The following is a 22,556-nucleotide window of genomic DNA, read 5'->3' as shown; positions in this document are numbered from 1 at the left end:
CCTCTGACCTCGTCCAGTAAGGCTATGCGAGAGTCCGCCTCCACGGGGAGCCGAGCGCCCCTGGTGACAGAATCGTTACCTGCTTCACATCTGGAGGAATCATCCGAAGCCGAGCCAGGCGTCATCCCGGGCGACTTCCCAGGCCCGGCCGGCGACTCGGGTCAGCGACTCAGCTGAGCCAGCGGTGCATCGCCGCATAGCAGGCGCGCAGCGCCTCAGCCGTGACGTGCTCGTCATCGGTGTGCGCCAGAAGGGGGTCTCCGGGACCGAAGTTCACCGCCGGCACACCCAGCGCGGAGAATCGTGCGACGTCGGTCCATCCGTACTTGGGCTTGGGCACGCCGCCGACTGCGGTCACGAACGCCTGCGCGGCGGGGTGGTCCAGCCCCGGGCGCGCCCCGGGCGAGGAGTCGGTGACCTCTGCCAGCTCGTCATCGATGCCGGCGGAGCGCAGCACCTGGCGGACGTGATCCTGCGCCTGCGCCTCGGTCTTGTCCGGAGCGAAGCGGTAGTTGATCTCCACGATGCAGGCGTCGGGGATGACGTTGCCGGCGATGCCTCCGCTGATCGACACCGCGTTGAGGCCCTCGCGGTAGGCCAGGCCGTCGACGTCGACGGTGCGTGGCTCGTAGGCCTCCAGCGCGGCCAGGATCGGCGCGGCGGCATGGATCGCGTTGCGCCCCATCCAGGCGCGCCCGGAGTGGGCGGCCACTCCGGGCATGGTCACCCGCAGCCGGCAGGTGCCGTTGCAGCCGCCCTCCACGGCACCATGGGTCGGTTCCAGCAGCACCGCGAAGTCGGCGGCCAGCAGATCGGGGATCGTCCGCAGCACCCGGCCGAGACCGGACTTGGAGGCCTCCACCTCCTCATGATCGTAGAAGACCCAGGTGACGTCGCGGGCAAGTGACTGCGCAGCGGTCAGGGTCCGCAGGCGGGCAGCGACGTCGGCGGCGAGCTTGAGCTGCACCGCGACCCCGCCCTTCATATCGGTGGCCCCGCGTCCGTAGAGGACGTCGTCCTCGGCACGGCCGGCTGCTGGCGGAGTGCCGCAGGGCGTGCCCTCGGCGGTCATCCACTGGGGCGGGACGGTGCCGCGGAATCCGGGCGCACCGCGGGTCTCCGGATCGCTGGGCAGCGGCACGGTGTCCAGGTGGCCGGCAAGCACGACCCGCTGGTCGGCGCCGGTGTCGGTGCGAGCGATCACCGTGTCACCGTCACGGTGGACCCACAGCCCGCCCAGCTCCAGAAGTGCGGACTCCACCGCGTCGGCCAGGCGGCGTTCATTCCCGGAGACCGATTCGCAGGCGATGATCTGCTCGGTCAGCTCGGTGATCTCGGCGGTGAGGTCCAGGATCGGCGGAGCGGGTCGGGGCGCGGCGCTCTCGACCGGGCTGTCAGCGTCAGGCTCGTCAACGGGCATGGCTCCACTGTAGTCCGTAAGATGGGCGTCATGACTTCGACGGACACTGCTGCATCCACCTCCCGCGTCGCCTCCGGCCATGGTCTGGCCACGGTCACCGCCGACGGGACGGTGCTGGACACCTGGTACCCCTCCCCCCAGCTGGCCCCGCTCGCTGAGAACGGGGACGCCGAGCTGATCGCCTCGCTCGAGGCCGCCACCAGCGTCGACGAGGACCGAGGCGTGCGCACCGAGGTGGTCTCCGTGGAGGCCGACCTCGACGTCGAGGCCGCCGGCACCTCGGACGTCTGGCTGCGCCTGCACCTGCTCTCCCACCGCCTGGCCCGGCCCAACACGATCAACCTCGACGGCATCTTCGGGCACCTGACGAACGTCGTCTGGACCAACTTCGGCCCCTGTGCCGTGGAGGGCTTCGAGACGACCCGGCTGAAGCTGCGCGGCCGCGGGCACGTCACGGTGCTCAGCATCGACAAGTTCCCGCGGCTGGTCGACTACGTGACGCCGGTGGGCGTGCGGATCGGCGACGCCGACCGTGTCCGTCTCGGCGCCCACCTGGCGGAGGGCACCACCGTCATGCACGAGGGCTTCGTGAACTTCAACGCCGGGACCCTGGGCACCTCGATGGTGGAGGGCCGCATCTCCGCCGGAGTGGTGGTCGGTGACGGCACCGACGTCGGCGGCGGCGCCTCCATCATGGGCACGCTCTCCGGCGGCGGCAGGGAGCGGGTCTCGCTCGGCGAGCGCGTGCTGCTCGGCGCCAACGCCGGTGTGGGGATCTCCATCGGCGACGACGCCGTCGTCGAGGCGGGGCTCTACGTGACGGCCGGGACCAAGGTCTCCCTACTCGATGACCATGGCAACGTGGTGGAGGTGGTCAAGGGTTCCGCACTCTCCGGGGTGCCGAACCTGCTGTTCCGCCGCAACTCTGTCTCCGGCCGGCTCGAGGCGGTGCCCCGCAAGGGCCAGAAGGTGGAGCTCAACACGGCTCTGCACGCCAACTGACGTTCCACGTTCCGGTCCGGACGCCTCCTGCGCGGGAGACGTCCGGACCGGGGCGTCGGCCCGTTCCCTGACCGAGCAGCAGAGGCTGACACGCACACGATGATGAGCAGACGCCGTGCAGACCGCCCGATCGTGGCGACGCGCGAGATGGTCCGACGTAAGCGCCGCCGTCGGGCTGTGGCCGTGCTGGCCCTTGTGGCGCTGGCGCTGGCGGGCGTGGTGTGGGGCACTTGGCGCTACATCGACGAGCAGGAGTTCCTGCTGGACGCCCGCTGTGAGGTCCCGGTCGGTGAGGATCGGCACACCCTTTCCCCTGAACAGGCCGCCAACGCGGCCCTGATCTCGGCGATGGCAGTGGATCGGGCACTGCCCCAGGAGGCTGCCGCCGACGCCTTGGGGATCGCTCTGCAGGAGTCGGACCTGCAGATGTTGGAGGCCACCGAGGAGCAGGACGCCCGTGAGCTGTTCCGCCGGGGCTCGCCCAGCTGGTCCGACGACGACGCCCCCGCGGAGGCGGCCGCATCCGTAAAGGGCTTCTACGACGCCTTGGAGTCCGCACAGGACCGAGACGAGGACCCTTGGACCCCTGAGCTCAGCATCTCTGAGGCGGCCACGGCGCTCGACCGTCCGATGGACCCCAGCTTCTATCCCCGGCACGCCGACCGCGGTCGGGCCTTCGCCGGACCGCTGACCGGTCAGCAGCCTGTGGGGATGACCTGCCACCTGTCCCGCAAGGACGCACCGCCGGCAGACCCGGACGGCATGGCCCACGAGCTGGCCGAGCTGATGCCGGGGGCCCTGCAGGTGCCCGAGGACGCCCAGGCCGCATTGGAGGCGCGGATTGCCGACGAGGACGGCGAATCTGCCGAGGATGAGGACGCGGACGGCGACGCGGAAGATGCTCACCTTGACGAGTACGGTCCGATTCTCATCGACCGGGCCGAGGCCTCCGATGACGAGGCCGATGGCGGACCGGAGGCGGGCACCGTCGTCACCGTCACCATGCCCGGCGCGGACGACGAGGCCGACTCCGACGAGGAGGCGGCCCCGACCCTCCAGCGGCTGTGGACCGTGGCGCACTGGGCCGTGGCCACCGCAGATGTCCACGGCACCCAGTCCGTGCACGCCGGCGCCTATCAGTGGGACCGCGACACCGGCCGCTGGGCGCGCGTGGACGAGGTCAACGACGACGCGGTGACCATCGGCTTCTGAGCGGCCGCCCGGCGCTGCTCTCGTCTCGACCCTGAGCTGCCCCGGCGGAGGGATCAAGGCCACTCGCAGAGCCCTGTTGTCCTTGGGCAGCCGCGTGACCTCCCCAGAACCGTCACGTGCCCTCCTCGCCCCGAGAGGGAGGCGGAACGTTGGTCAAGCCAACTCCCGGCAGGTCCGAGGTCGGCGCCTCGTTCGTGCTCGCTGGCCGACCGCGGCCCCGGATCACGGCGCGGCGACGTCGACCGACTTCTCCTCGAACTTCGGGGCGAGAAGTGTCTTCACGACCTTCATAGCGGTCTTGTTGCCGGTCACCGCTTTCATCGCGCTGCGCTTGGCAAGATCTCGACGGGCCTGTGGCACGAACATGGTCAACCCCTCTGTGCGTCCGGAGTGCTGCTGCTTGGCTACGAACGGGCGGATCTGCTGCTCCCACTCACGGAGGGCACGCGGTGTGCTTTCAGGGTTCCGGGCGAGCGTTGTGCCGAGCAGGTCGGCCCCGGCCAGCCCCATCGACGCTCCCATGCCGGAGTAGAGAGTCAGGCACCAGGCAGAGTCTCCGACCAGCACGACGCGGTCCGTGTGCCACTTCGGCATGACGACCTGGTGGGCGGAGTCGAACAGCTTGTCATCGGCCGCCTCATACTGCTGCAGGAGGTGCTCCAGGATCGGGCCCAGCGGCTCGGGGCCGAACGCTCGTCGCAGAGCGTCCATCCTGCTCATGCTGAACTCCGCGTCCTCGTCATCGGTCCGGTATGAGAGCAGGACGCCCGGGGTGTGATCGGAAAAGGGGAACACCCAGGCGGCACGACCGGCCTCAGCCAGAGTGAGGCCGTGGGTCGAGTCGAAGCCGGGTACGGGCTCTTGGAGCATCGTCGCGGCGATGATGTGGTTGAGCGGCCGCATCAGCTCGTCGTGGGGGCCGAACCTGAGCCGCCGCACGGTCGAGCGGAGGCCGTCCGCCCCGACGACGAGGTCGAAGTGCTCGGTGGTGTCGGTGACGACTTCCCCTTTGGTCTGGCGCAGCGTCACGTCGACTCCGTCAGCGTGCTCCCTGATCTCGATGGGGCTCGTGCCGTACCGAATCTCTACCGCCTCAGCAACTTGCGGATACAGGGCGGACTCGATGTCGCCGCGCAGGATCATCCGCGGGTCGCCCGGCAGATCGCCGTACCCCATGCTGGGCTTGCGACGAGAACCGGCGCGGTTGACGTCGTAGGTCACGCCCTCAGCGGCGATGCGGTTACCGATCGCGTCGAGCACCCCCAAACGCTGGGCGGTCGCTCGGCCAGTCCCGAACATCGCGATGAAGTAACCCATAGAACGTCGCTCCGGTGCCCGTTCGGCGAGCACAGGCTCCCAACCGATCTCTTGCAGACGCTGGGCCGAAGCCAGTCCGGCGATCCCCGTGCCGACCACCAGGGCGCGTTTCCTATTCTCCATCCGATCCTCCTCGTTAAATGGAGGTTAAACCTCCGCTTGAGGGGAGCGTACAACATGTGGAGGCCTCACCTCCACTTGGTGTACGCTCGACGCTGTGCCACCCGATACACGATCTGAGTCCAGGCCACTGCGCGCCGATGCGGAGCGCAACCGTCAGCGCCTGCTCGGGGCCGCCCAAGAGCTCTTCGCCGAGCGAGGCCTCGAAGTCACCCTCGACGACGTCGCGCGACGAGCCGGAGTCGGTGTAGGCACCGCGTACAGGCGGTTCGCCAATCGCACGGCACTCATCGAGGCCGTCCTTGACAGCGCCGTCGAGGACGTGGTCGAGCTGGCCGAGGAAGCGCTGGCCGCCGATCTCGGTCCCTGGAAAGCGTTCGAGCAGTTCTTCCTGGCCGCATCAACCAAGTTCGCAGGGAACAGAGGACTGAGGGAGCTCCTCTTCGACGGGGGCTCCGAAGCCGGTGCTGCTCTCAGCGGCGTGCGGGAGCGCCTCTCACCAGCGGTCGACGCCATCCTGACGCGGGCCCGGGACGCAGGCGAGCTGAGAGCCGACCTGGACCACACGGACTTTCCGATGCTGCAGATCATGCTCGGAGCTGTGACCCAGCGGACCCGCGACTTCTCGCCGGAGATCTGGCGACGCTACGCCGTCCTCCTCCTCGATGGGCTTCGGGCCGCCCGCGACATCTCGACGCCCCTCCCCGAGGGCGCACCCGCCGAGAGCGACCTGCTCGATCAAGCTTCGCGCAGCTGAAGGAAGAGGCAGGCGCAACCTTCGGCAGGCCGGGGCACAGCTCCGTAGGTGCGCCGTGGGACGCACGCCCCTGCGCTGTATCCACCCGCAGTCGCAAGAGGACCCCGCCGCCGTCGTCCGGCTGCGGGGTCCTCTGCTGTCTGGGGGTGCTGTCTGCGCGTCAGCGGCGAGTCATACGCCCGGGTAGATGCGCTCGGGCGCGCCGACGTAGAGCTGGCGCGGGCGGCCGATCTTGGTGGCAGGGTCCCTCATCATCTCCCGCCACTGGGCGATCCAACCCGGCAGACGGCCCAAGGCGAAGAGCACGGTGAACATCTTCTCCGGGAAGCCCATGGCCTTGTAGATCAGACCGGTGTAGAAGTCCACGTTCGGGTAGAGCCGGCGCTCGATGAAGTAGTCGTCCTCCAGGGCCTTCTGCTCGAGGCGCTGGGCGATCTCGAAGAGCTCATCGTCTCCGCCGAGCTTGGCCAGGATGTCATCAGCGATGCCTTTGACGACCCGCGCCCGCGGGTCGTAGTTCTTGTACACCCGGTGGCCGAAGCCCATCAGGCGGACGCCGTCCTCCTTGTTCTTCACCTTCTCCATGAAGGCCTCGGGACTGACGTCGCCGGCCTGGATCTGGCGCAGCATCTTCAGCACGGCCTCGTTCGCTCCGCCGTGCGCGGGGCCGAACAGGGCGTTGATGCCGGCAGAGATGGAGGCGAACATGTTGGCCTGCGAGGAGCCGACCAGACGCACCGTGGAGGTGGAGCAGTTCTGCTCATGGTCCGCATGCAGGATCAGCAGGGTGTCCAGGGCGTTGACCAGATCCGGATCCAGCTCGTACTGCTCGGCAGGCACCCCGAAGCAGCCGCGGAGGAAGTTCTCCACCAGGTCCAGGTTGTTGTCCGGGTAGAGCATCGGCTGGCCGATGGACTTCTTGTACGCGTAGGAGGCGATGGTCGGCACCTTCGCCAGCAAGCGGTAGGTGGAGCGCTCGACGTGCTCGTCGTCGAAGGGATCCAGCGAGTCCTGGTAGAAGGTCGACAGTGCGGAAACCGCCGAGGAGAGCACCGGCATCGGGTGGGCATCCCGCGGAAATCCGCCGAAGAAGCCCTTCAGCTCCTCGTGGAGCAGGGTGTGGCGTCGGGTGACGTTGTCGAATGCGTCGAGCTGCTCCTGGGCGGGAAGCTCCCCATAGATGAGCAGATAGGAGACCTCAAGGAAGTTGGAGTGCTCGGCGAGCTGCTCGATCGGGTACCCGCGGTAGCGCAGGATGCCCTCGTCCCCGTCGATGTAGGTGATCGCAGACTTCGCGTTCGCGGTGTTCATGAAACCCGGGTCGTAGGTGACGGCCCCGGTGGTCTTCAGCAGCGGAGCGATGTCGAGCCCGTCGTTGCCTTCGACGGCACCCTCGACGGGTAGCTCGAGCTCCTGGTCCTGATAGCTCAGGCGGGCTGCTGTCTGCTCAGTCATGCGGTCTCCTCGTCAGAAACACTCGTACGCGACACTGACAACCTACCTGGTCGTCACGTCGCGTTGCCAGTTGTGTCGTGGTCCACGCGCGGCCCGTCACAGGGCCTTCGCGCACCCTTACTCCAGCCCGATGCGGGCGCCGCTGCGCCGGTCTCGGCGGGTTCAGCCGAGCCGTTCCGCGGCCGCGGCGATCCGTTCGTCCGGGGCCGTCAGTGCCACCCTGATGAACCCGTCACCGTGCTCTCCGTAGAACACTCCCGGCCCCACGACGATGCCGCGGGAGGCCATCTTCTCCACCAGGGTCCAAGAGTCGGAGACCCCGTCCGTGCACCACAGGTAGAGCCCGGCGACGGAGTCCCGCACCTGCAGCCCGGAGGCCTGCAGCGCGGGCAGCAGCAGCTCCCGACGACGCCCGTAGATCTCCCGCTGGGCCTCGACGTGGGCGTCATCGGTCAACGCCACGCGCAGCGCCTCCTGCACGGGGGCGGGCATGATCATGCCCGCATGCTTGCGGGTGTTGACCAGTCCGGCGATCAGCTCCGGGCATCCGGCGGCGAACGCCGCCCGATAGCCGGCCACGTTCGACTGTTTGGAGGCGGAGTAGACCGCCAGCAGACCCCGATGGTCGCCTGCGCTGACCCGCGGGTCAAGCACCGACGGGACCTCGTCGACCTCCCAGGGCAGCTCCGCGTAGCACTCATCCGAGGCGACGACGGCGCCGAGGCGTCGGGCCAGCTCCACCCACGCCCTCATGTGCTCCACCCCGGTGACCGCGCCGGTCGGGTTCGCCGGCGAGTTCAGCCAGATCAGCTTCACCCGCGCCAGGGTGCCCTCGTCCAGCTCGGCGGGATCCTCCACCGCCAGCGGTGTGGCCCCAGCGATCTGGGCTCCGATGTCATAGGTCGGATACGCGACCCTGGGCCGCAGCACGACGTCGTCCTGCCCCATCCCGAGCAGCGTCGGCAGCCAGGCCACCAGCTCCTTGGAGCCGATGGTCGGCAGCACGGCCTCGGGATCGACGTCGTGCACCCCGCGTCGCCGGGAGAACCAGGCGGCCACCGCCTCACGGAGCTCACGGCGTCCGTGGGTCGTCGGGTAGCCGGGGGCGTCGGACGCGGAGGCCAGCGCCTCCCGGATCACCGCCGGAGTCGAATCCACCGGAGTGCCGATGGAGAGGTTGACGGGGCCGTCCGGATGCGCGGCCGCCTGCTCCAGGTACGGAGCCATGGCGTCCCACGGATACTCAGGGAGGGTCAGCATGTCCAATCGGTCAGTGCTCCTGCGCGGGCAGGGCAGTGATGACTTCATGGTCCTTGTCGATCCTGCCGACCTTCGCGGCGCCGCCCGGAGAGCCGACGTCGTCGAAGAACTCGACGTTGGCCCGGTAGTACTCGGACCACTCCTCGGGGACGTCGTCCTCGTAGTAGATGGCCTCCACGGGGCAGACCGGTTCACAGGCGCCGCAGTCCACACATTCGTCGGGGTGGATGTAGAGCGAACGCTCGCCCTCGTAGATGCAGTCCACCGGGCATTCCTCGATGCAGGCCTTGTCCTTCAGGTCCACACAGGGAAGGGCGATGATGTAGGTCATGGACTCCTCTGTCTCTCCTGGTCACCGAGAGGTGACCCGGGACTGCCGATCGGTGGGCGAGGCGAACGGCGGCTCTTCTCAGGTGCACACGGCACATGGCGTGCCGGTGTCCTCCAGTCTAGCGATCCGGACCCCCGGATGTCCGGTGGGGCCGGTTCGCGCCGTCACATGAGGAACCCCTCACCCGGACGCGCCGCTGCTCGAGCGACGGCCTTGTCCCGGGCGAGGATCCACTTGACCAGCACCATGGAGACCAGGGTGATGCCCGCGCTGCCCAGCCACCAGATCAGCGACGCCAGCGTGGGGCCGGGCAGCAGCTGCATGGCCTCGGCGCTGTAGGGCACCATCAGCTGGTCCGGACCCGTCCACAGGTAGGCGATCGTCACCACGGTGAACGTGGTGATGCCCATGACCGTGGGCTCCAGCAGCGAGTCCGCGCGCAGCCCGGCCCACAGCTGACCGAGCAGGCTCAGCAGCAGCGCGACGACGGCGCCCCAGGGGATGACGAAGCCGGTGTGGGTCTCCCCCAGCATCCAGAGATTGCCGTGCACGGCGGTGCCGAGCACTCCGATCACAGCACCGCCGGTGAAGCAGATCCCCATCAGCACAGGGCGCGAGCGCAGGCCTCGATTCGGCGATGACGACGGCTGGCCGGTCGGACCGGACACGCCGCTCTCGGGTGCTCCGTTCTGATGGGGAGATGAACTCACTGCGAGGCGTTCTTCCGCTTCCGAGTCTCCTTGAGCCGGTCCGAGGAGGAGAGCGTCACCTTGCGGATGCGGATGGACTCCGGGGTGACCTCCACGCACTCGTCCTCGCGGGCGAACTCCAGAGACTCCTCGAGGGTCAGCTTGGTGGGAGGGGTGAGGCCCTCGAAGCTGTCTGCGCTGGCGGCACGCATGTTGGTCAGCTTCTTCTCCTTGGTGATGTTGACCTCCATGTCCTCGTTGCGCGAGTTCTCACCGACCACCATGCCCTCATAGACCTCGTCCTGCGGGTCGATGAAGAAGGTGCCCCGCTCCTGCAGGTTGATCATCGCGAATGGAGTGGCGGTGCCGGAACGGTCGCAGACCAGGGATCCGGAGACCCGGTACTCGATCTCGCCCTTCCACGGCTCGTAGCCGGCGGCGTAGGAGGAGGCGATGCCCGCACCGCGGGTCTCAGTGAGGAACTTGGTGCGGAAGCCGATGAGTCCGCGCGCCGGGACCAGGAACTCCATGCGGATCCACCCGGTGCCGTTATTCGTCATGGTGGTCATGGTCCCCTTGCGCGCGGCCATGAGCTGAGTGATGGCTCCCATGAACTCCTCGGGCGCATCGATCGTCATGTTCTCCATGGGCTCATGCAGCGCACCGTCGACCTCCCGGGTGACGACCTGCGGCTTGCCGACGGTCAGCTCGAAGCCCTCGCGGCGCATCTGCTCGACCAGGATGGCCAGCGCCAGCTCGCCACGGCCCTGGACCTCCCAGGTGTCCGGCCGCTCGGTGGGGAGCACCTTGATGGAGACGTTGCCGATGAGCTCCTTCTCCAGACGGTCCTTGACCTGGCGCGCGGTGACCTTCGCCCCTTTGACCCGGCCGGCCATCGGCGAGGTGTTGATGCCGACGGTCATGGAGATGGCCGGGTCGTCGACGACGATGTTCGGCAGCGGCTTGGGGGTCTCCAGGTCGGTGAGAGTCTCGCCGATCATGATGTCTTCGATGCCGGCCACGGCGACGATCTCGCCCGGCCCGGCGGCGTCGGTGGAGACGCGCTCCAGGCCCTTGGTGGCGAGCAGCTCGGTGATCTTGACGGTCTTGGTGCTGCCGTCCTTGCGGGCCCAGGCGACCTGCTGGTTCTTCTTCAGCGTGCCGTTGAAGATCCTCAGCAGCGCCAGGCGACCCAGGAACGGGGAGGCGTCCAGGTTGGTGACATGGGCCTGCAGGACCTCTCCGGCGTCGTAGCGCGGTGCCGGGACGTGTTCCAGGATGGTCGCGAACAGCGGCTCGAGGTCCTCGTTCTCGGGCAGGCCGCCGTCGGCGGGCTGCTCGGTGGAGGCACGGCCGGCCTTGCCGGAGGCATAGACCACCGGAACGTCGAGCACGGAGTCCAGGTCGAGGTCCGGGTTCTCCTCGGCGACGTCGGAGGCCAGGCCGAGAAGCAGATCCATCGTGTCGGAGACGACGCCGTCGATGCGGGCGTCGGGACGGTCGGTCTTGTTGACCACGAGGATGACCGGCAGCTGGGCGTTGAGGGCCTTGCGCAGCACGAAGCGGGTCTGCGGCAGCGGACCTTCGGAGGCGTCGACGAGCAGCACGACCCCGTCGACCATGGAGAGCCCGCGCTCGACCTCTCCGCCGAAGTCGGCGTGGCCGGGGGTGTCGATGACGTTGATGGTGACGGTGTCCGGGCCGGCGTGCTCGGCCGCGGACGGGCCGGAGTAGAAGACCGTGGTGTTCTTGGCCAGGATGGTGATGCCCTTCTCCTTCTCGAGATCACCTGAGTCCATGACTCGGTCTTCGAGGTCACCATGGCCGCCGACGGCCTTCGTCTGACGCAGCATGGCGTCGACAAGGGTGGTCTTGCCGTGGTCGACGTGGGCGACGATCGCGACGTTGCGCAGGTCCTGACGCTCGTCAGTTCCTGCTTGTGCGCGTACGGCAGCAGTGGTCATGTCGAGGCAGCGCCTTCCGGAGTAGAAAGAAGAGTTGTGGGCTCCGCACCGCCGCACATGACGGCACAGGCACCCGATCCAGTGTACTGCCCTCAGATGGCAGGCTGGTGCGGCCTCGGTCACGGCCGCTCAGGCGACCCGGTGGTCATGTTCTCGGCCACCGGGCCGCCTGGGCGGCTGCGCACTGGAGAGGCGCAGCAAGCCGATCAATCGAGGCGGAGCCCCTGTCTGACCAAGAGACGCCTCCGGGCTTCACGACGCTCGGCCTGACTGATCGGGTCAGGGACCGGCGCCGCGGCCAGCAGCCGTTGGGTGTAGTCCTGCCTGGGAAACCTCAGCACCTGATCCACGCTGCCCTGCTCCACGGTCCGGCCGTTCTGCATCACGAGCACCTGATGGGCGAGGGTGTCGATGACCGCGAGATCATGGCTGACGAAGAGGCACGCGAACTCGTACTGCTCCTGCAGCTCGCGGAACATGTCAAGCACCGCGGCCTGGACGGAGACGTCCAACGCGGACGTCGGCTCATCAGCGATCAGCAGGGTCGGGTTGAGCACGAGTGCCCGGGCGATGCTGATGCGCTGGCGCTGACCCCCGGAGAGCTCGTGGGGATATCGATTGACGACGCTGGACGGCAGGCGCACGGCGTCGAGCAGCTCCTCGGCACGCCTCACGCGTTCCTTCGATGTGCCCACCTTGTGCACGATCATGGGCTCGACGATGATGTCGCCGATCGGGAAACGAGGGTCCAGCGACGCGGCGGGATCCTGGAAGACGACCCCGATCTCCTTCTTGAGCGCTTTGCGCTCCTTGGCAGGCATCGTCGGCATGTTGCGTCCGCGGATCAGCAGATCACCTTCTGCGACGTCGAGCAGACCCAGCACAGCCTTCGCCACGGTGGACTTGCCAGAACCTGACTCCCCCACCAACCCCATGATCTCGCCCTGCTGCACAGTGAAGGTGACGCCCTCCACCACGCGCGTGGCCTGTCGACGGAACGTGTAGTCCAGCGCGAGGTTGCGCGCCTCCAGGGCTGGTGTCTCTCCCGCGGGGCGGTCGACGGCCGCAGATGCGGAGGGCGCCTGGTCGACGTCCTCGATGTGGAGCTCGGGATCGCGCAGCAGGGGCATGGCATCGAGCAGCCGCTGGGTGTAGGGGTGCTGGGGCGCCGACATCACCTGCTTCACCTCGCCGGTCTCGACGACCTCGCCGTTGAGCATCACGACCACACGGTCCGCCATGTCAGCGACGACGCCCATGTTGTGGGTGATCAGCAGGATCCCGGTCTGCAGCTCATCTTTGAGCCGCCGAAGCAGATCCAGCACCTCGGCCTGCACGGTGACGTCGAGGGCGGTGGTCGGTTCGTCAGCGATGATCACCTTCGGTCCGCAGGCGATCGCCATGGCGATCACGATCCTCTGGCGCTGACCACCGGAGAACTGGTGGGGATACTCCCGAATCCTCCTGCGGGCGTCAGGGATGCCCACCTTCTCGAGAAGATCGACCGCCATCTCCATCGCCTGGGCGCCGAAAGCCACATCGTGGACCTGAAGTGACTCGATCAGCTGATCAGAGACTCGCAGGACCGGGTTCAGCGCCGTCATCGGCTCTTGGAACACCATGGAGATGTCCTGGCCGCGAAGACGTCGTCGCTCTCCGGGAGACATCTTCATGACGCTGCGGCCCTGCAGGATCACGTCTCCCTCGACGCGCGCGTTGTCGGGCAGCAGGCCCATGGCGGTGGAGGACGTGACGGACTTTCCCGAGCCAGACTCACCCACGACGGCGACGACCTCCCCCGGGCCGATGTCGAAGCTCACCCCCTTGACGGCGTCCACGTGACCGAACTCGGTCGTGAACGTGACATGGATGTCCCGGTAGCTCAGAACAGGTGTCGTCATCGTTCCTCGTCCTTCCGCAGATCCGGGGTGCCGCCCAGACCGCTCGTCTCGTCGGGGAGCGGGACATCGTCAGCAGCGTCGCCACCGGCGAGGGCCGCTCGCCGCTGCTCCGCCTTCGCTCCGCCCCGGAACCCCAGGACCCCACGCAGCGTGGGGCGCTTGTCGCCGGCACGCTTCTGGCGAGGGTCGATCGCGTCCCGAAGGCCGTCCCCGATGAAGTTCACGCTGAGCGCGATCGCGATGATGAACAGACCGGGGAACCAGAAGAGCCAGGATCGCGTGGTGAACGCGTTCTGGTTCATGTCGATCAGCAGGCCCAATGAGGACTCAGGAAACTGGATCCCGAAGCCCAGGAAGGACAACGACGTCTCCAGCAGGATCGCCGCCGCGACGGCGAAGGTGGCGTTGACGATGATGACACCCACACTGTTGGGCAGCATGTGTTTCACGATGATCCGCGCCGGATGGGCGCCCATGGCCGTCGCAGCCGCCACATACTCCTTCTCGCGGAGCGAGAGCACCTCCGCTCGGACCAGTCGGGCCATTCCCGTCCACGTCACACACCCCAGCAGGAGCGCCAACGTGAACGTGCCGCCCGGGAGATTCTGCGCGTAGCTTCCGAAGACCGCCGCCAGTGCCAGCAGGGGCACCACGATCACGGTGTCGGTGATGCGCATCAGAAGAGATTCGACCCACCCCCGAAAGTACCCGGCCAGGGCTCCCACCAGCACCCCGAGGACCGTCGAGGAGAACGCCACGCCGAAAGCGACGATCAGGGACTGCTGGGCGCCTCGCATCACCAACGCGAAGTAGTCCCTGCCGTTGTTGTCCTGGCCGAAGGGATACTCCCCGAGGAAGCCGTCCTGGAACATGGTGGGGCGTCCGCCGTCGACCACCGGGTTGGTCTGGAGGAAGCTTTTGTCCCACCATCCGCCCTGACCAGTGGGGCCGATGGAGGTGAAGGCCAGCACGATGATGCTCATCAGCACGATCATCGAGATGACCGCAGGTTTGTGGGCGAAGAATCGGCGGCGGATCAGCTGACTCTGGGAATAGGACTTCTCGCGTCCGCTAAGCCGCGCATCCTCCGCTTCGGCGAGGTCTGCGATCTCTGTGTGCTCGTTCTCGGAGCTGTTGCTCGCACTCATACACGAATCCTTGGGTCAAGCACTGCGTAGAGCAGGTCAGCGATCAGGTTGAAGAGCACTGCGGCAGTCCCCGTCACCAGGACGAAGGCCATCACAGGTGCCGGGTCCGAATTGCCCAGCCCGGTGGCGAACAGGTCGCCCATTCCGCGCCAGCCGAAGACCCGCTCCACGATGACGGATCCGCCGATCAGACCGGCGAAGTCGAAGGCGACGATCGTGGTCACCGGGATCATGGAGTTGCGGAAGGCGTGTTTGAAGATCACCGTGCGCTCATTGACCCCCTTCGCTCGTGCTGTCCGGATGTAGTCCTGGTTGATGGCTTCGAGCATCGATGCTCGTGTGTATCGGGTGTAGGTCGCCACGGAGACGACCATCAGGAGCGTCGTGGGCAGCAGGAGCTGTGTCCCCTGGTCCAACGAGACCTCCCAGAAGCTGCCGGCAAAGTTGGGGGATGAGGATCCGATCGTGGAGATGGGACGCGGCTTCAGGCTGAGGAATCCCGGCCAATGCCGCATGAAGTGATCGAGGAGCACCAGACCTGAGTAGATCGCGGCCGTGAGGATGCTGACGGCCGTCGCCTGCCCCCGGGCATGTCCGCCCAGAAGGCGTCCCGTCGCGACGGCGAGCAGCATGGCCACGGCGAACAGCCCGAATATGGTCCACCAGCCCCCGGCCGGATCCAGCAGCAGCCAGAAGGTCGCGTAGTACGACACGAGCCCAAGCCCGACGGTGACCAGCGCGGAATACAGCACGCGACGGTTCTGCAGGCCGGAGAGCAGAGCTGTGAGGCCGAAGGCGACGGCGACCCCGAGCAGCGTGATGACGAGTGGACCGAGCTGCGGCTGCCGCGCGTAGTTGAGCCAGTCGAACAGCGGCATGACGACCAGGACGAAGGCGAACATCACCGCGCCGGTGCCCAGACGCCGCCGGAGCGATCCACCGATGATGCCGGGCACTACGATCGCCGCGACCGCTGCGACGATCCCGGTCTGCGCCCAGGTGAACGAGGGGTCGGCCATCCAATTGTTGAATCGGATCCCCATCCATTCTTTGGCCAGGACGGCGGCCCAGAAGACCGGCAGCGAGAAGAACAGAAAAATGAGGAACGAGACCGCATAGTCCAAGGTTGAGTACTGCCGGATCGCCGTCACGATGCCCGTCAGCACACCGATGATGATCGAGAAGAGAGTCGCCAGGAAGACCAGACGCAGGGAGGCGCCGGCCGCCTGCTGGACCAGCGCGCCGACGTCCTGGCCCTGCATGTTCGTTCCGAGGTCGCAGTTTCCCACGACACATCCGGCGAGACCGGTCAGCCACGTCCAGTACCGCTGGTACCAGGGCTGATCGAGGTTCATGAACTCGATCCGCTGCTGGATAAGGAACTCGACGTTCTCGGCGTTGGACTCCCGCAGCTCCTGCAGGGGATCTCCGGAATTGATGACGAGGATGAAGACGAGGAGGGACGAGCCCAAGAGGACGAGCGCCGAACTGCCGAGGCGCTTCAGAGCATAAGTAAACACTGGAAAGACGTCGCCTTTGTCGAGATGCGGTGGACACGATCCGGTGGGATTCGACGACGGCGTCGTCGCCGAATCCCACCGGTTCCAGAAGTTCCGCCATGCTGGGGACGGAGCCTCATATCAGCTCGTGCTGATCACTCCACCCGCTGCCACTGCTCGGCGTTCCACGTGATCTGGTCCTGAGACGCCGTGTCACGGACGTTGTAGATGGACGAGTCCGAGCCGGACAGCTGGGGGTGCACGAAGAGAGGAATTCCGTGCAGGTCGTCCCACAGCTCCTGCTCGATCTGTGTGACCAGCTCCTGCTGCTCAGCCTCATCCTCGGAGGCGGCCACCTGGTTCCACAGGTCGTCGACGGTCTCACTGGAGTACTCCCCGTAGTTCTGGGGAAGATCCGTGGAGTAGATGTTGCGACCGGAGACGATCTGACCCGAGCCTGCCCAGGCGAAGAGAGCAATCTCGAAGTCCCCCGTCTCCTGCGCACCGCCCGGCGCGAAGAAGTCATCGGCACCATCGTCGATGATCTCGAAGCCAGCCTCGTCGCAGGACGCCTTGATCTCTGCCACGATGTCGGTGCGCCGCGGGTTGGGCGCCTGGTAGCCGATCCGGATCTCGGTGCCCTCCGCGCCTTCAGCCTCGACGATGTCCCGTGCTCCGTCCACATCGACGTCGTCATAGCGACCGTCATAGCTCTCGGACACGATGTCGTCGTAGTGCTCCTCGAAGGTCAGCACTTCACGAGCGTTGAGAACCGTCGCCTCGGGGTTGACCGGCACGATCAGGTTGTCCACGATCTGCTGCCGCGGAACGCACATGGCGAAGGCTTCACGCAGGTCGGGGCTGTCAGAGAAGACCGAACTGTCGGCGAAGTTGTAGTCCAGGTGCTCCCACGTGGCGGCCTCACCCTCATGCATCACGAACTGACCTTCCAGCCGCTCCAGCTGTCCGCGGGTGTCCACAGTGGCCTGAGGTCGCACGACGTTGAGGTCACCGTTCTCCAGGGCCTGCACGTGGGCCCCGTCATCGACGAAGCGGAAGACGAGGCGCTCAGTTCCCGCCGGGGTGCCCCAGTAGTCCGGGTTGGCCGAGAGGGTGATGGACTCACCAGCCTGCCAGTTGTCCAGCACGTAGGGACCGGAGCTCGGGATGAGCTCCTCATCAGGCAGCTCGCCCGGGTTGGTGAACCAGTCGCCCTCGTTCCAGAACTCCGCGGCTTCTGTGAGGGTGTCCATGTCTTCCTCACGCACGGCGTCCACCAGCTCGTCAAGCTCCATGCCGCTCTGCTCTGCGACCACGTGCGCCGGGTGGGCTTCCGAGACCAGGATCTCCCAGTCCGCGAACGATTCGGTGAACTCGATGGTGAAAGTCTTGCCCTCAGGGTCTCCCTGGGGCCCTTCGGTGACGTACTCACCATAGGTGTGGGACACCGAGTTGAAGAGAGGAGAGTCGTCCTCGTCGGTGAACGCCGGGTTCTGCCGAGCCCAGTCGAGGACGTAGTCGGCCACCGTGACGGGGGTCCCATCGGACCAGGTGACCTCATCGTTGATGGTGTACTCCACCGTCCACGGGTCCTCCTCGATGACCTCGTAGCTCCCGAAGTTTTCGTCCGGATACCAGACGTTGTCGGTTCCCCAATAGCCGAAGCCGCCGAAGAGATGGTTCACGACCGTCGAGTTGTAGACGTTGTAGGTCTCGGGAGTCTCACCGTTGTAGCTGGTGAACTCGGTGTCTCCCAGAGACACCGAGATCTCATCATCGAGAGTCTCCCACTCGTCCTCGAGAGTGACCTTGCCCGTGTCTTCCGGCTCGACGGTGTACTGCTGGCCCTCCGCGGTGATGGGGTCCTCAGCACCTCCGTTGTCGCCGCCGTTGCCGTTGTCGCCGTCGCCGTTGCCGGCGTCAGGGGCGCATGCCGTCAACACAAGTGCGCCAGACGCCAACACCGCCACGGCGCTCGAGAGCTTCCTAAGCTTCACAGCTTCTCCTCACTACAGTGCAAGTCATTCCCGGGCCATGCAGCCACCAGTCATGTGACGTACCTGACACCGGGACAAGGTGTGCACCACAATACGGGCGGAGCGATGCCCCTCCAGCACCGCTTGAGACACGTGATCGAATTGTTACTCCAGTCACATTTCATGCGTCAGACCCTGGCGGGAGGCGCCCCCTCATGATCAACCCACCCCCGTCACCCTGAGCGACACATGCCGCTCGCCCGCAAACGTTCAAGACTTCTTTCAGAATTCCCCGCCAATCCGGCGATCCCCGCACTCAGGTCACAATCAGGGGGCGCACAGCCTCCACTCACCTTCATATATGTCCTACAGCGGGCCGAAACATCCTCGTCACGCAGAAGGACCCCGGAGCTCGCTCCGGGGTCCTTCTCTGTGACTCAAGATGTCACCATGTTACGTGGATCACAACCGGCGTCTTCGGCCGGAGCATCCCCGCCCGCGCTCAGGCTGTGACGGCCTCGTTGCTCTGCGCGTAGTGACAAGCCGCCTGCTGCGTGATCCCCGGACGCTGGATGAGCTCCGGCTCCTGGCTCTCACACAGGTCCGTGGCCATCCAGCACCGCGTGCGGAATCGACATCCCGAGGGAGGGTTCGCCGGGTTCGGCGGGTCCCCCTGGAGCACGATCTGCTCCCGATGGCCACGCATCGTGGGATCCGGGACCGGCACCGCCGAGAGCAGCGCCTGCGTGTACGGGTGCGCCGGAGCCGAGTAGATCTCCTCCTCGGTCCCGATCTCCGCCAGCTTGCCCAGGTACATGACACCGATCCGGTCGGAGATATGCCGGACCACCGAGAGATCGTGGGCGATGAAGATGTAGGACAGCCCCAGCTCCTTCTGCAGGTCCTCCAGCAGGTTCATCACCTGCGCCTGGACCGAGACGTCCAGGGCGGAGACCGGCTCATCGCAGATGATGACGTCCGGGTTCAGCGCCAGCCCCCGGGCGATGCCGATGCGCTGACGCTGGCCGCCGGAGAACTGATGCGGGTACCGGTTGATGTGGTCAGGGTTCAGACCCACCAGGTCCAGCAGCTCCTTGACCCGTGGACGGATACCTTGTGCGGGCTTGGCCTCCGGGTGCAGCTTGAACGGCTCACCGACGATGTCTCCGACCGACATCCGTGGGTTCAGCGACGTGTACGGGTCCTGGAAGATGATCTGGATCTTCCGCCGCAGATGCCGCAGCGCCTCACCCTTCACCGAGAGGAAGTCCTCTCCGCCGAACCTCACGGAGCCGGAGTCGGGGTCCTCCAGGCGCATGAGCAGCTTGGCCAGCGTGGACTTCCCACATCCGGACTCGCCCACAATGCCCAGCGTCTCCCCCTTCCGCAGCTGGAAGCTGACACCGTCGACGGCCTTCACCGCTCCGACCTTCTTCTGGAACACGATCCCCTGGGTGAGCGGGAAGTGCTTGACGAGATCCTCGACCTCGAGGACCACCTCAGCGTCGCCGAACGGGTCGGTGCCGAGGGCGGACCCGTCCGCAGGACTCTGGTCAGACTGACTCATCCTGAGCCTCCTCGAGGGTGTAGATCTTCTCCGCATGATGGCAGGCCGATGTGTGGCCCCGGGTGATCTCGCGCAGCTCCGGCCGCTCGCTGCGACACAGGTCGGTGGCGAACTCGCACCGTGGATTGAACGGGCAGCCCGGGGGCATGTCGGTGAGCATCGGGGGCAGGCCTGGGATGGCCTTCAGCCTCTCGTCCTCACCGTCGATGCGCGGGATCGACTCCAACAGACCCCGCGTGTAGGGGTGCGCCGGCTGCCGGTAGATCTCGAAGACGTCGGCAGCCTCCATCACGCGGCCGGCATACATCACCGCGATCTTGTCCGCGACATCGGCCACCACGCCCAGATCATGGGTGATGAGGATCAGGCCCATGTTGTGTTCGACCTGCAGGTCATTCAGCAGGCGCATCACCTGGGCCTGGACGGTGACGTCCAGCGCCGTGGTGGGCTCGTCAGCGATCAGCACATCGGGATCCAGGGAGATGGCCATGGCGATCATGATGCGCTGGCGCATGCCGCCGGAGAACTGGTGGGGGAAGTCCCCCACGCGTTCCTCCGCGGCCGGGATGCCGACGCGTCGCATCATCTCGATGGCCTTCTCCCGGGCCGCACGTCGCTTCATGCCCCGGTGGACGCGGAACATCTCGGCGATCTGCCAGCCGACCGGCAGCACCGGGTTCAGCGAGGACAGCGCGTCCTGGAAGATCATGGAGATGTCCGTGCCGCGCAGCCTGCGCCGTTTCTCCGCCGGCATGGTCAGCAGGTCCTCACCACGGTAGAGGATCTCCCCACCGGCGATGTGGCCCGGAGGCATGTCGAGGATGCCCATGATCGTCTGGGCCGTCACCGACTTGCCCGAACCGGACTCCCCCAGGATCGCCAGAGTCTCCCCAGCGTTCAAGGTGAAGTTCAGCCCGTTGATGGCCTGGGCCACCCCCGCCTTGGTGCGGAACTCGACATGGAGGTCCTTGACCTCCAGGAGCGGGCCATGGCTGGTCGTCCTCTGCCCGGTGTCGGGCTGTGTCTCATGCGTGCTCATGGTCTCCTGCCTCATTTCCTGCCCTTGGGATCGATCGCGTCACGGACCGCATCGCCCAGTGTCATGAAGGCGAACACGGTCACACCGACGAAGATCAGCGGGAACAGGATCAGATGCGGGTGCGACTGTAGATAGGGCTGGGCGTTCTGCAGCTGCAGACCCCACGAGATGGACGGCAGCTGCAGACCCACGCCCAGGTAGGTCAACGTCGCCTCAGCGCCGACGATGATGCCGACGAACACCGTGGCATAGCCGATCACCGGACCCAGCGAGTTCGGCAGGATGTGGCGACGCATGATCGTCAGATGACCGGCCCCCAGCGCCCGAGCGGCCACCACGTACTCGGTATTGGCCACCGAGAGCACCGAACCACGCATCAGACGCATCATGACGGGCCAGGTGAAGCAGATCAGGATGCCGGAGACTTCCGTGACACCCCGATCCTCGATGGAGTTCAGGAACACCAGAGCGGCCAGAATGTAGGGCACGGCGAAGACCATGTCCGCCAGGCGGGCGAGCACCGTGTCCACCATGCGGCCGAAGTAGCCGGCCAGAAGCCCCATGACCACGGCGACGACGAACACGCCGATCGTGGTGATGAAGCCGATGGCGATGGAGTTCCGGGCCCCGTAGAGGACGCGGGTGTAGTAGTCGCAGCCCTGGACGTCGGTGCCGAACCAGTGTGCGGCGGAGGGCCCCTGGCGGCTGCGACTCAGCAGACACTCGCGCGGGTCGGTGTTGGTGAAGAGCTGAGGGAAGGCCGCCATCGCGAGCAGCACCACCAGCAGCGTGGCGGCGACGATGAACCACGGGTTCTTCCGCAGCGTCCGCCAAGCATCGGCCCAGAGGCTGGCCTCCTCGGTGTGCTTCGCATCCTGGACCTCGGTCTGGCTCTGCTGACCGGGTTCGCGGGAAGAGTCTTGGGTGTGCAGTGCGGTGTCACTCATAGCGGATCCTTGGGTCGAGCAGGCCGTAGAGAAGGTCGACGACGAGGTTCACGATGACGAAGAAGATCACGAACAGCGTGACGATGCCGACGACGACGGTCCCCTCCTGCGCCTGGATGGACTGGAACACCTGATTGCCCAGGCCCGGAAGATTGAAGATCGATTCAACGACGATGGAGCCGCCCATCATCGTGGCAAGATCCGCGCCGAGGAACGTGACCACGGGGATCAGCGAATTGCGCATCGCATGGCGTCCGACCACGCGTCCGCGTGTCAGCCCTTTGGCGGTGGCGGTGCGGACGTAGTCGGAATGCAGAGCGTCCATGAGCTCTCCGCGCAGCAGCCGCGCCACCATCGCGGTGGACACCGCAGCCATGGCAACCCCTGGCAGGATGAAGCTGACCAGCCCTTCCCGGGCGCCGGCGATGGGGAACCAGCCCAGGTTCAGGCCGAAGACCAGCTGCAGCAGGAACGCGATGGCGATCACCGGCAGCGCGACGACCAGGACGGTGGAGACCTGGACGAGGCGGTCGATGAAGCGATCGCGATAGATGGCGGCCAGCGCGCCGGCGATAATGCCGATGACGGACTGGATGACCAGGGCCACCGCCGCCAGTTGGAGGGTCACCGGCAGGCGCTGCTGGATGATGTCCAGCACCGGGCGGCCGGTGAAGGTCGTGCCGAAGTCGGCTGCGGTGAAGACTCCCCAGATGTACTTGCCGTACTGGACGAGGAAGGGGTCATCGAGGTTGTACTGCTCACGAAGCGTCTCCCGCACCGCGTCGCTCATCGGCCGGTCGCCGGCCAGTGCGCGGATCGGGTCCCCCGGCATGAGGAACACCATCGCGTAGACCAACAGGGTCGCGATGAGGAGTACCGGGATGAACTGGAGCAGACGCCGAATGATGTATCGGGTCATGAGAGTCCTTGGTGGGTGGTCTTGAAGGGCATG

The 22,556-nt window shown here is 66.5% G+C and carries 18 protein-coding genes; 3 read left to right on the top strand and 15 right to left on the bottom strand.

From position 1 onward, the window contains the following. Positions 1-169: 169 nt before the first annotated feature. On the bottom strand, positions 170-1,420 hold the full coding sequence (gene dapE / locus HNR09_RS12205; RefSeq protein WP_179542295.1) for a succinyl-diaminopimelate desuccinylase: 1,251 nt from the start codon (positions 1,418-1,420) through the stop codon (positions 170-172). Positions 1,421-1,450: 30 nt separating this feature from the next. Here dapE and dapD point away from each other — a divergent pair, with 30 nt between their 5' ends. Continuing rightward, positions 1,451-2,422 (top strand): 2,3,4,5-tetrahydropyridine-2,6-dicarboxylate N-succinyltransferase, encoded by a 972-nt coding sequence (dapD, locus tag HNR09_RS12200; protein WP_179542294.1) that lies wholly within the window; start codon positions 1,451-1,453, stop codon positions 2,420-2,422. Positions 2,423-2,521: 99 nt separating this feature from the next. Further along, a complete protein-coding gene (locus tag HNR09_RS12195) occupies positions 2,522-3,634 on the top strand; it encodes a hypothetical protein (protein WP_179542293.1) in 1,113 nt (370 codons plus the stop codon). 222 nt (positions 3,635-3,856) lie between these two features. Here the strand turns inward: HNR09_RS12195 and HNR09_RS12190 are convergent, their stop codons facing one another. Next, positions 3,857-5,074, bottom strand: coding sequence for an FAD-dependent monooxygenase (locus tag HNR09_RS12190; protein ID WP_179542292.1), 1,218 nt, complete (start codon positions 5,072-5,074; stop codon positions 3,857-3,859). A gap of 94 nt (positions 5,075-5,168) precedes the next feature. On the opposite strand from HNR09_RS12190, the gene HNR09_RS12185 reads away from it, so the two are divergent. Continuing rightward, on the top strand, positions 5,169-5,828 hold the full coding sequence (locus tag HNR09_RS12185) for a TetR family transcriptional regulator (protein ID WP_179542291.1): 660 nt from the start codon (positions 5,169-5,171) through the stop codon (positions 5,826-5,828). 171 nt (positions 5,829-5,999) lie between these two features. On the opposite strand, the gene HNR09_RS12180 is transcribed toward HNR09_RS12185, so the two are convergent. From HNR09_RS12180 to HNR09_RS12120, 13 genes are all read right to left on the bottom strand, one after another. After that, on the bottom strand, positions 6,000-7,283 hold the full coding sequence (locus HNR09_RS12180) for a citrate synthase (RefSeq protein WP_179542290.1): 1,284 nt from the start codon (positions 7,281-7,283) through the stop codon (positions 6,000-6,002). Positions 7,284-7,445: 162 nt separating this feature from the next. Next, a complete protein-coding gene (gene dapC / locus HNR09_RS12175; protein ID WP_179542289.1) occupies positions 7,446-8,543 on the bottom strand; it encodes a succinyldiaminopimelate transaminase in 1,098 nt (365 codons plus the stop codon). A gap of 10 nt (positions 8,544-8,553) precedes the next feature. After that, a complete protein-coding gene (gene fdxA, locus HNR09_RS12170; RefSeq protein ID WP_179542288.1) occupies positions 8,554-8,874 on the bottom strand; it encodes a ferredoxin in 321 nt (106 codons plus the stop codon). A 164-nt stretch (positions 8,875-9,038) separates the two neighbouring features. Further along, positions 9,039-9,542 carry a hypothetical protein gene (locus HNR09_RS12165; protein ID WP_179542287.1) on the bottom strand — a complete coding sequence of 168 codons (504 nt, stop codon included), beginning with the start codon at positions 9,540-9,542 and terminating at the stop codon, positions 9,039-9,041. A 38-nt stretch (positions 9,543-9,580) separates the two neighbouring features. Continuing rightward, positions 9,581-11,527, bottom strand: coding sequence for a translational GTPase TypA (gene typA, locus HNR09_RS12160; protein WP_179542286.1), 1,947 nt, complete (start codon positions 11,525-11,527; stop codon positions 9,581-9,583). A 206-nt stretch (positions 11,528-11,733) separates the two neighbouring features. Beyond that, positions 11,734-13,428, bottom strand: coding sequence for an ABC transporter ATP-binding protein (locus tag HNR09_RS12155; RefSeq protein ID WP_179542285.1), 1,695 nt, complete (start codon positions 13,426-13,428; stop codon positions 11,734-11,736). After that, entirely contained in the window at positions 13,425-14,576 is a 1,152-nt protein-coding gene (locus HNR09_RS12150; RefSeq protein ID WP_179542284.1) for an ABC transporter permease, read from the bottom strand. Before HNR09_RS12150 ends, HNR09_RS12155 begins: the two co-directional genes overlap by 4 nt. Then, complete coding sequence (locus HNR09_RS12145) at positions 14,573-16,096, bottom strand: ABC transporter permease subunit (RefSeq protein ID WP_179542283.1); 1,524 nt, start codon at positions 16,094-16,096, stop codon at positions 14,573-14,575. Before HNR09_RS12145 ends, HNR09_RS12150 begins: the two co-directional genes overlap by 4 nt. A gap of 134 nt (positions 16,097-16,230) precedes the next feature. Then, complete coding sequence (locus HNR09_RS12140; RefSeq protein ID WP_179542282.1) at positions 16,231-18,072, bottom strand: ABC transporter substrate-binding protein; 1,842 nt, start codon at positions 18,070-18,072, stop codon at positions 16,231-16,233. Between the two features lie 481 nt (positions 18,073-18,553). Further along, the gene (locus HNR09_RS12135) at positions 18,554-19,618 is read right to left on the bottom strand and encodes an ABC transporter ATP-binding protein (protein WP_179542281.1); all 1,065 of its coding nucleotides are present in this window, start codon (positions 19,616-19,618) and stop codon (positions 18,554-18,556) included. Beyond that, positions 19,605-20,657, bottom strand: a complete 1,053-nt coding sequence (locus tag HNR09_RS12130) for an ABC transporter ATP-binding protein (protein ID WP_179542280.1) — start codon at positions 20,655-20,657, stop codon at positions 19,605-19,607. The genes HNR09_RS12135 and HNR09_RS12130 overlap by 14 nt, the downstream gene beginning before the upstream one ends. Positions 20,658-20,668: 11 nt before the next feature. Beyond that, positions 20,669-21,604 carry an ABC transporter permease gene (locus HNR09_RS12125; protein ID WP_179542279.1) on the bottom strand — a complete coding sequence of 312 codons (936 nt, stop codon included), beginning with the start codon at positions 21,602-21,604 and terminating at the stop codon, positions 20,669-20,671. After that, positions 21,597-22,523 carry an ABC transporter permease gene (locus HNR09_RS12120; protein WP_179542278.1) on the bottom strand — a complete coding sequence of 309 codons (927 nt, stop codon included), beginning with the start codon at positions 22,521-22,523 and terminating at the stop codon, positions 21,597-21,599. The genes HNR09_RS12125 and HNR09_RS12120 overlap by 8 nt, the downstream gene beginning before the upstream one ends. Positions 22,524-22,556: the final 33 nt, after the last annotated feature.

This window comes from Nesterenkonia xinjiangensis (assembly GCF_013410745.1).
Lineage (GTDB): Bacteria > Actinomycetota > Actinomycetes > Actinomycetales > Micrococcaceae > Nesterenkonia > Nesterenkonia xinjiangensis.
Note: the sequence above shows the minus strand (reverse complement) of the source record. Positions and strands in the feature narration are given on the sequence as shown.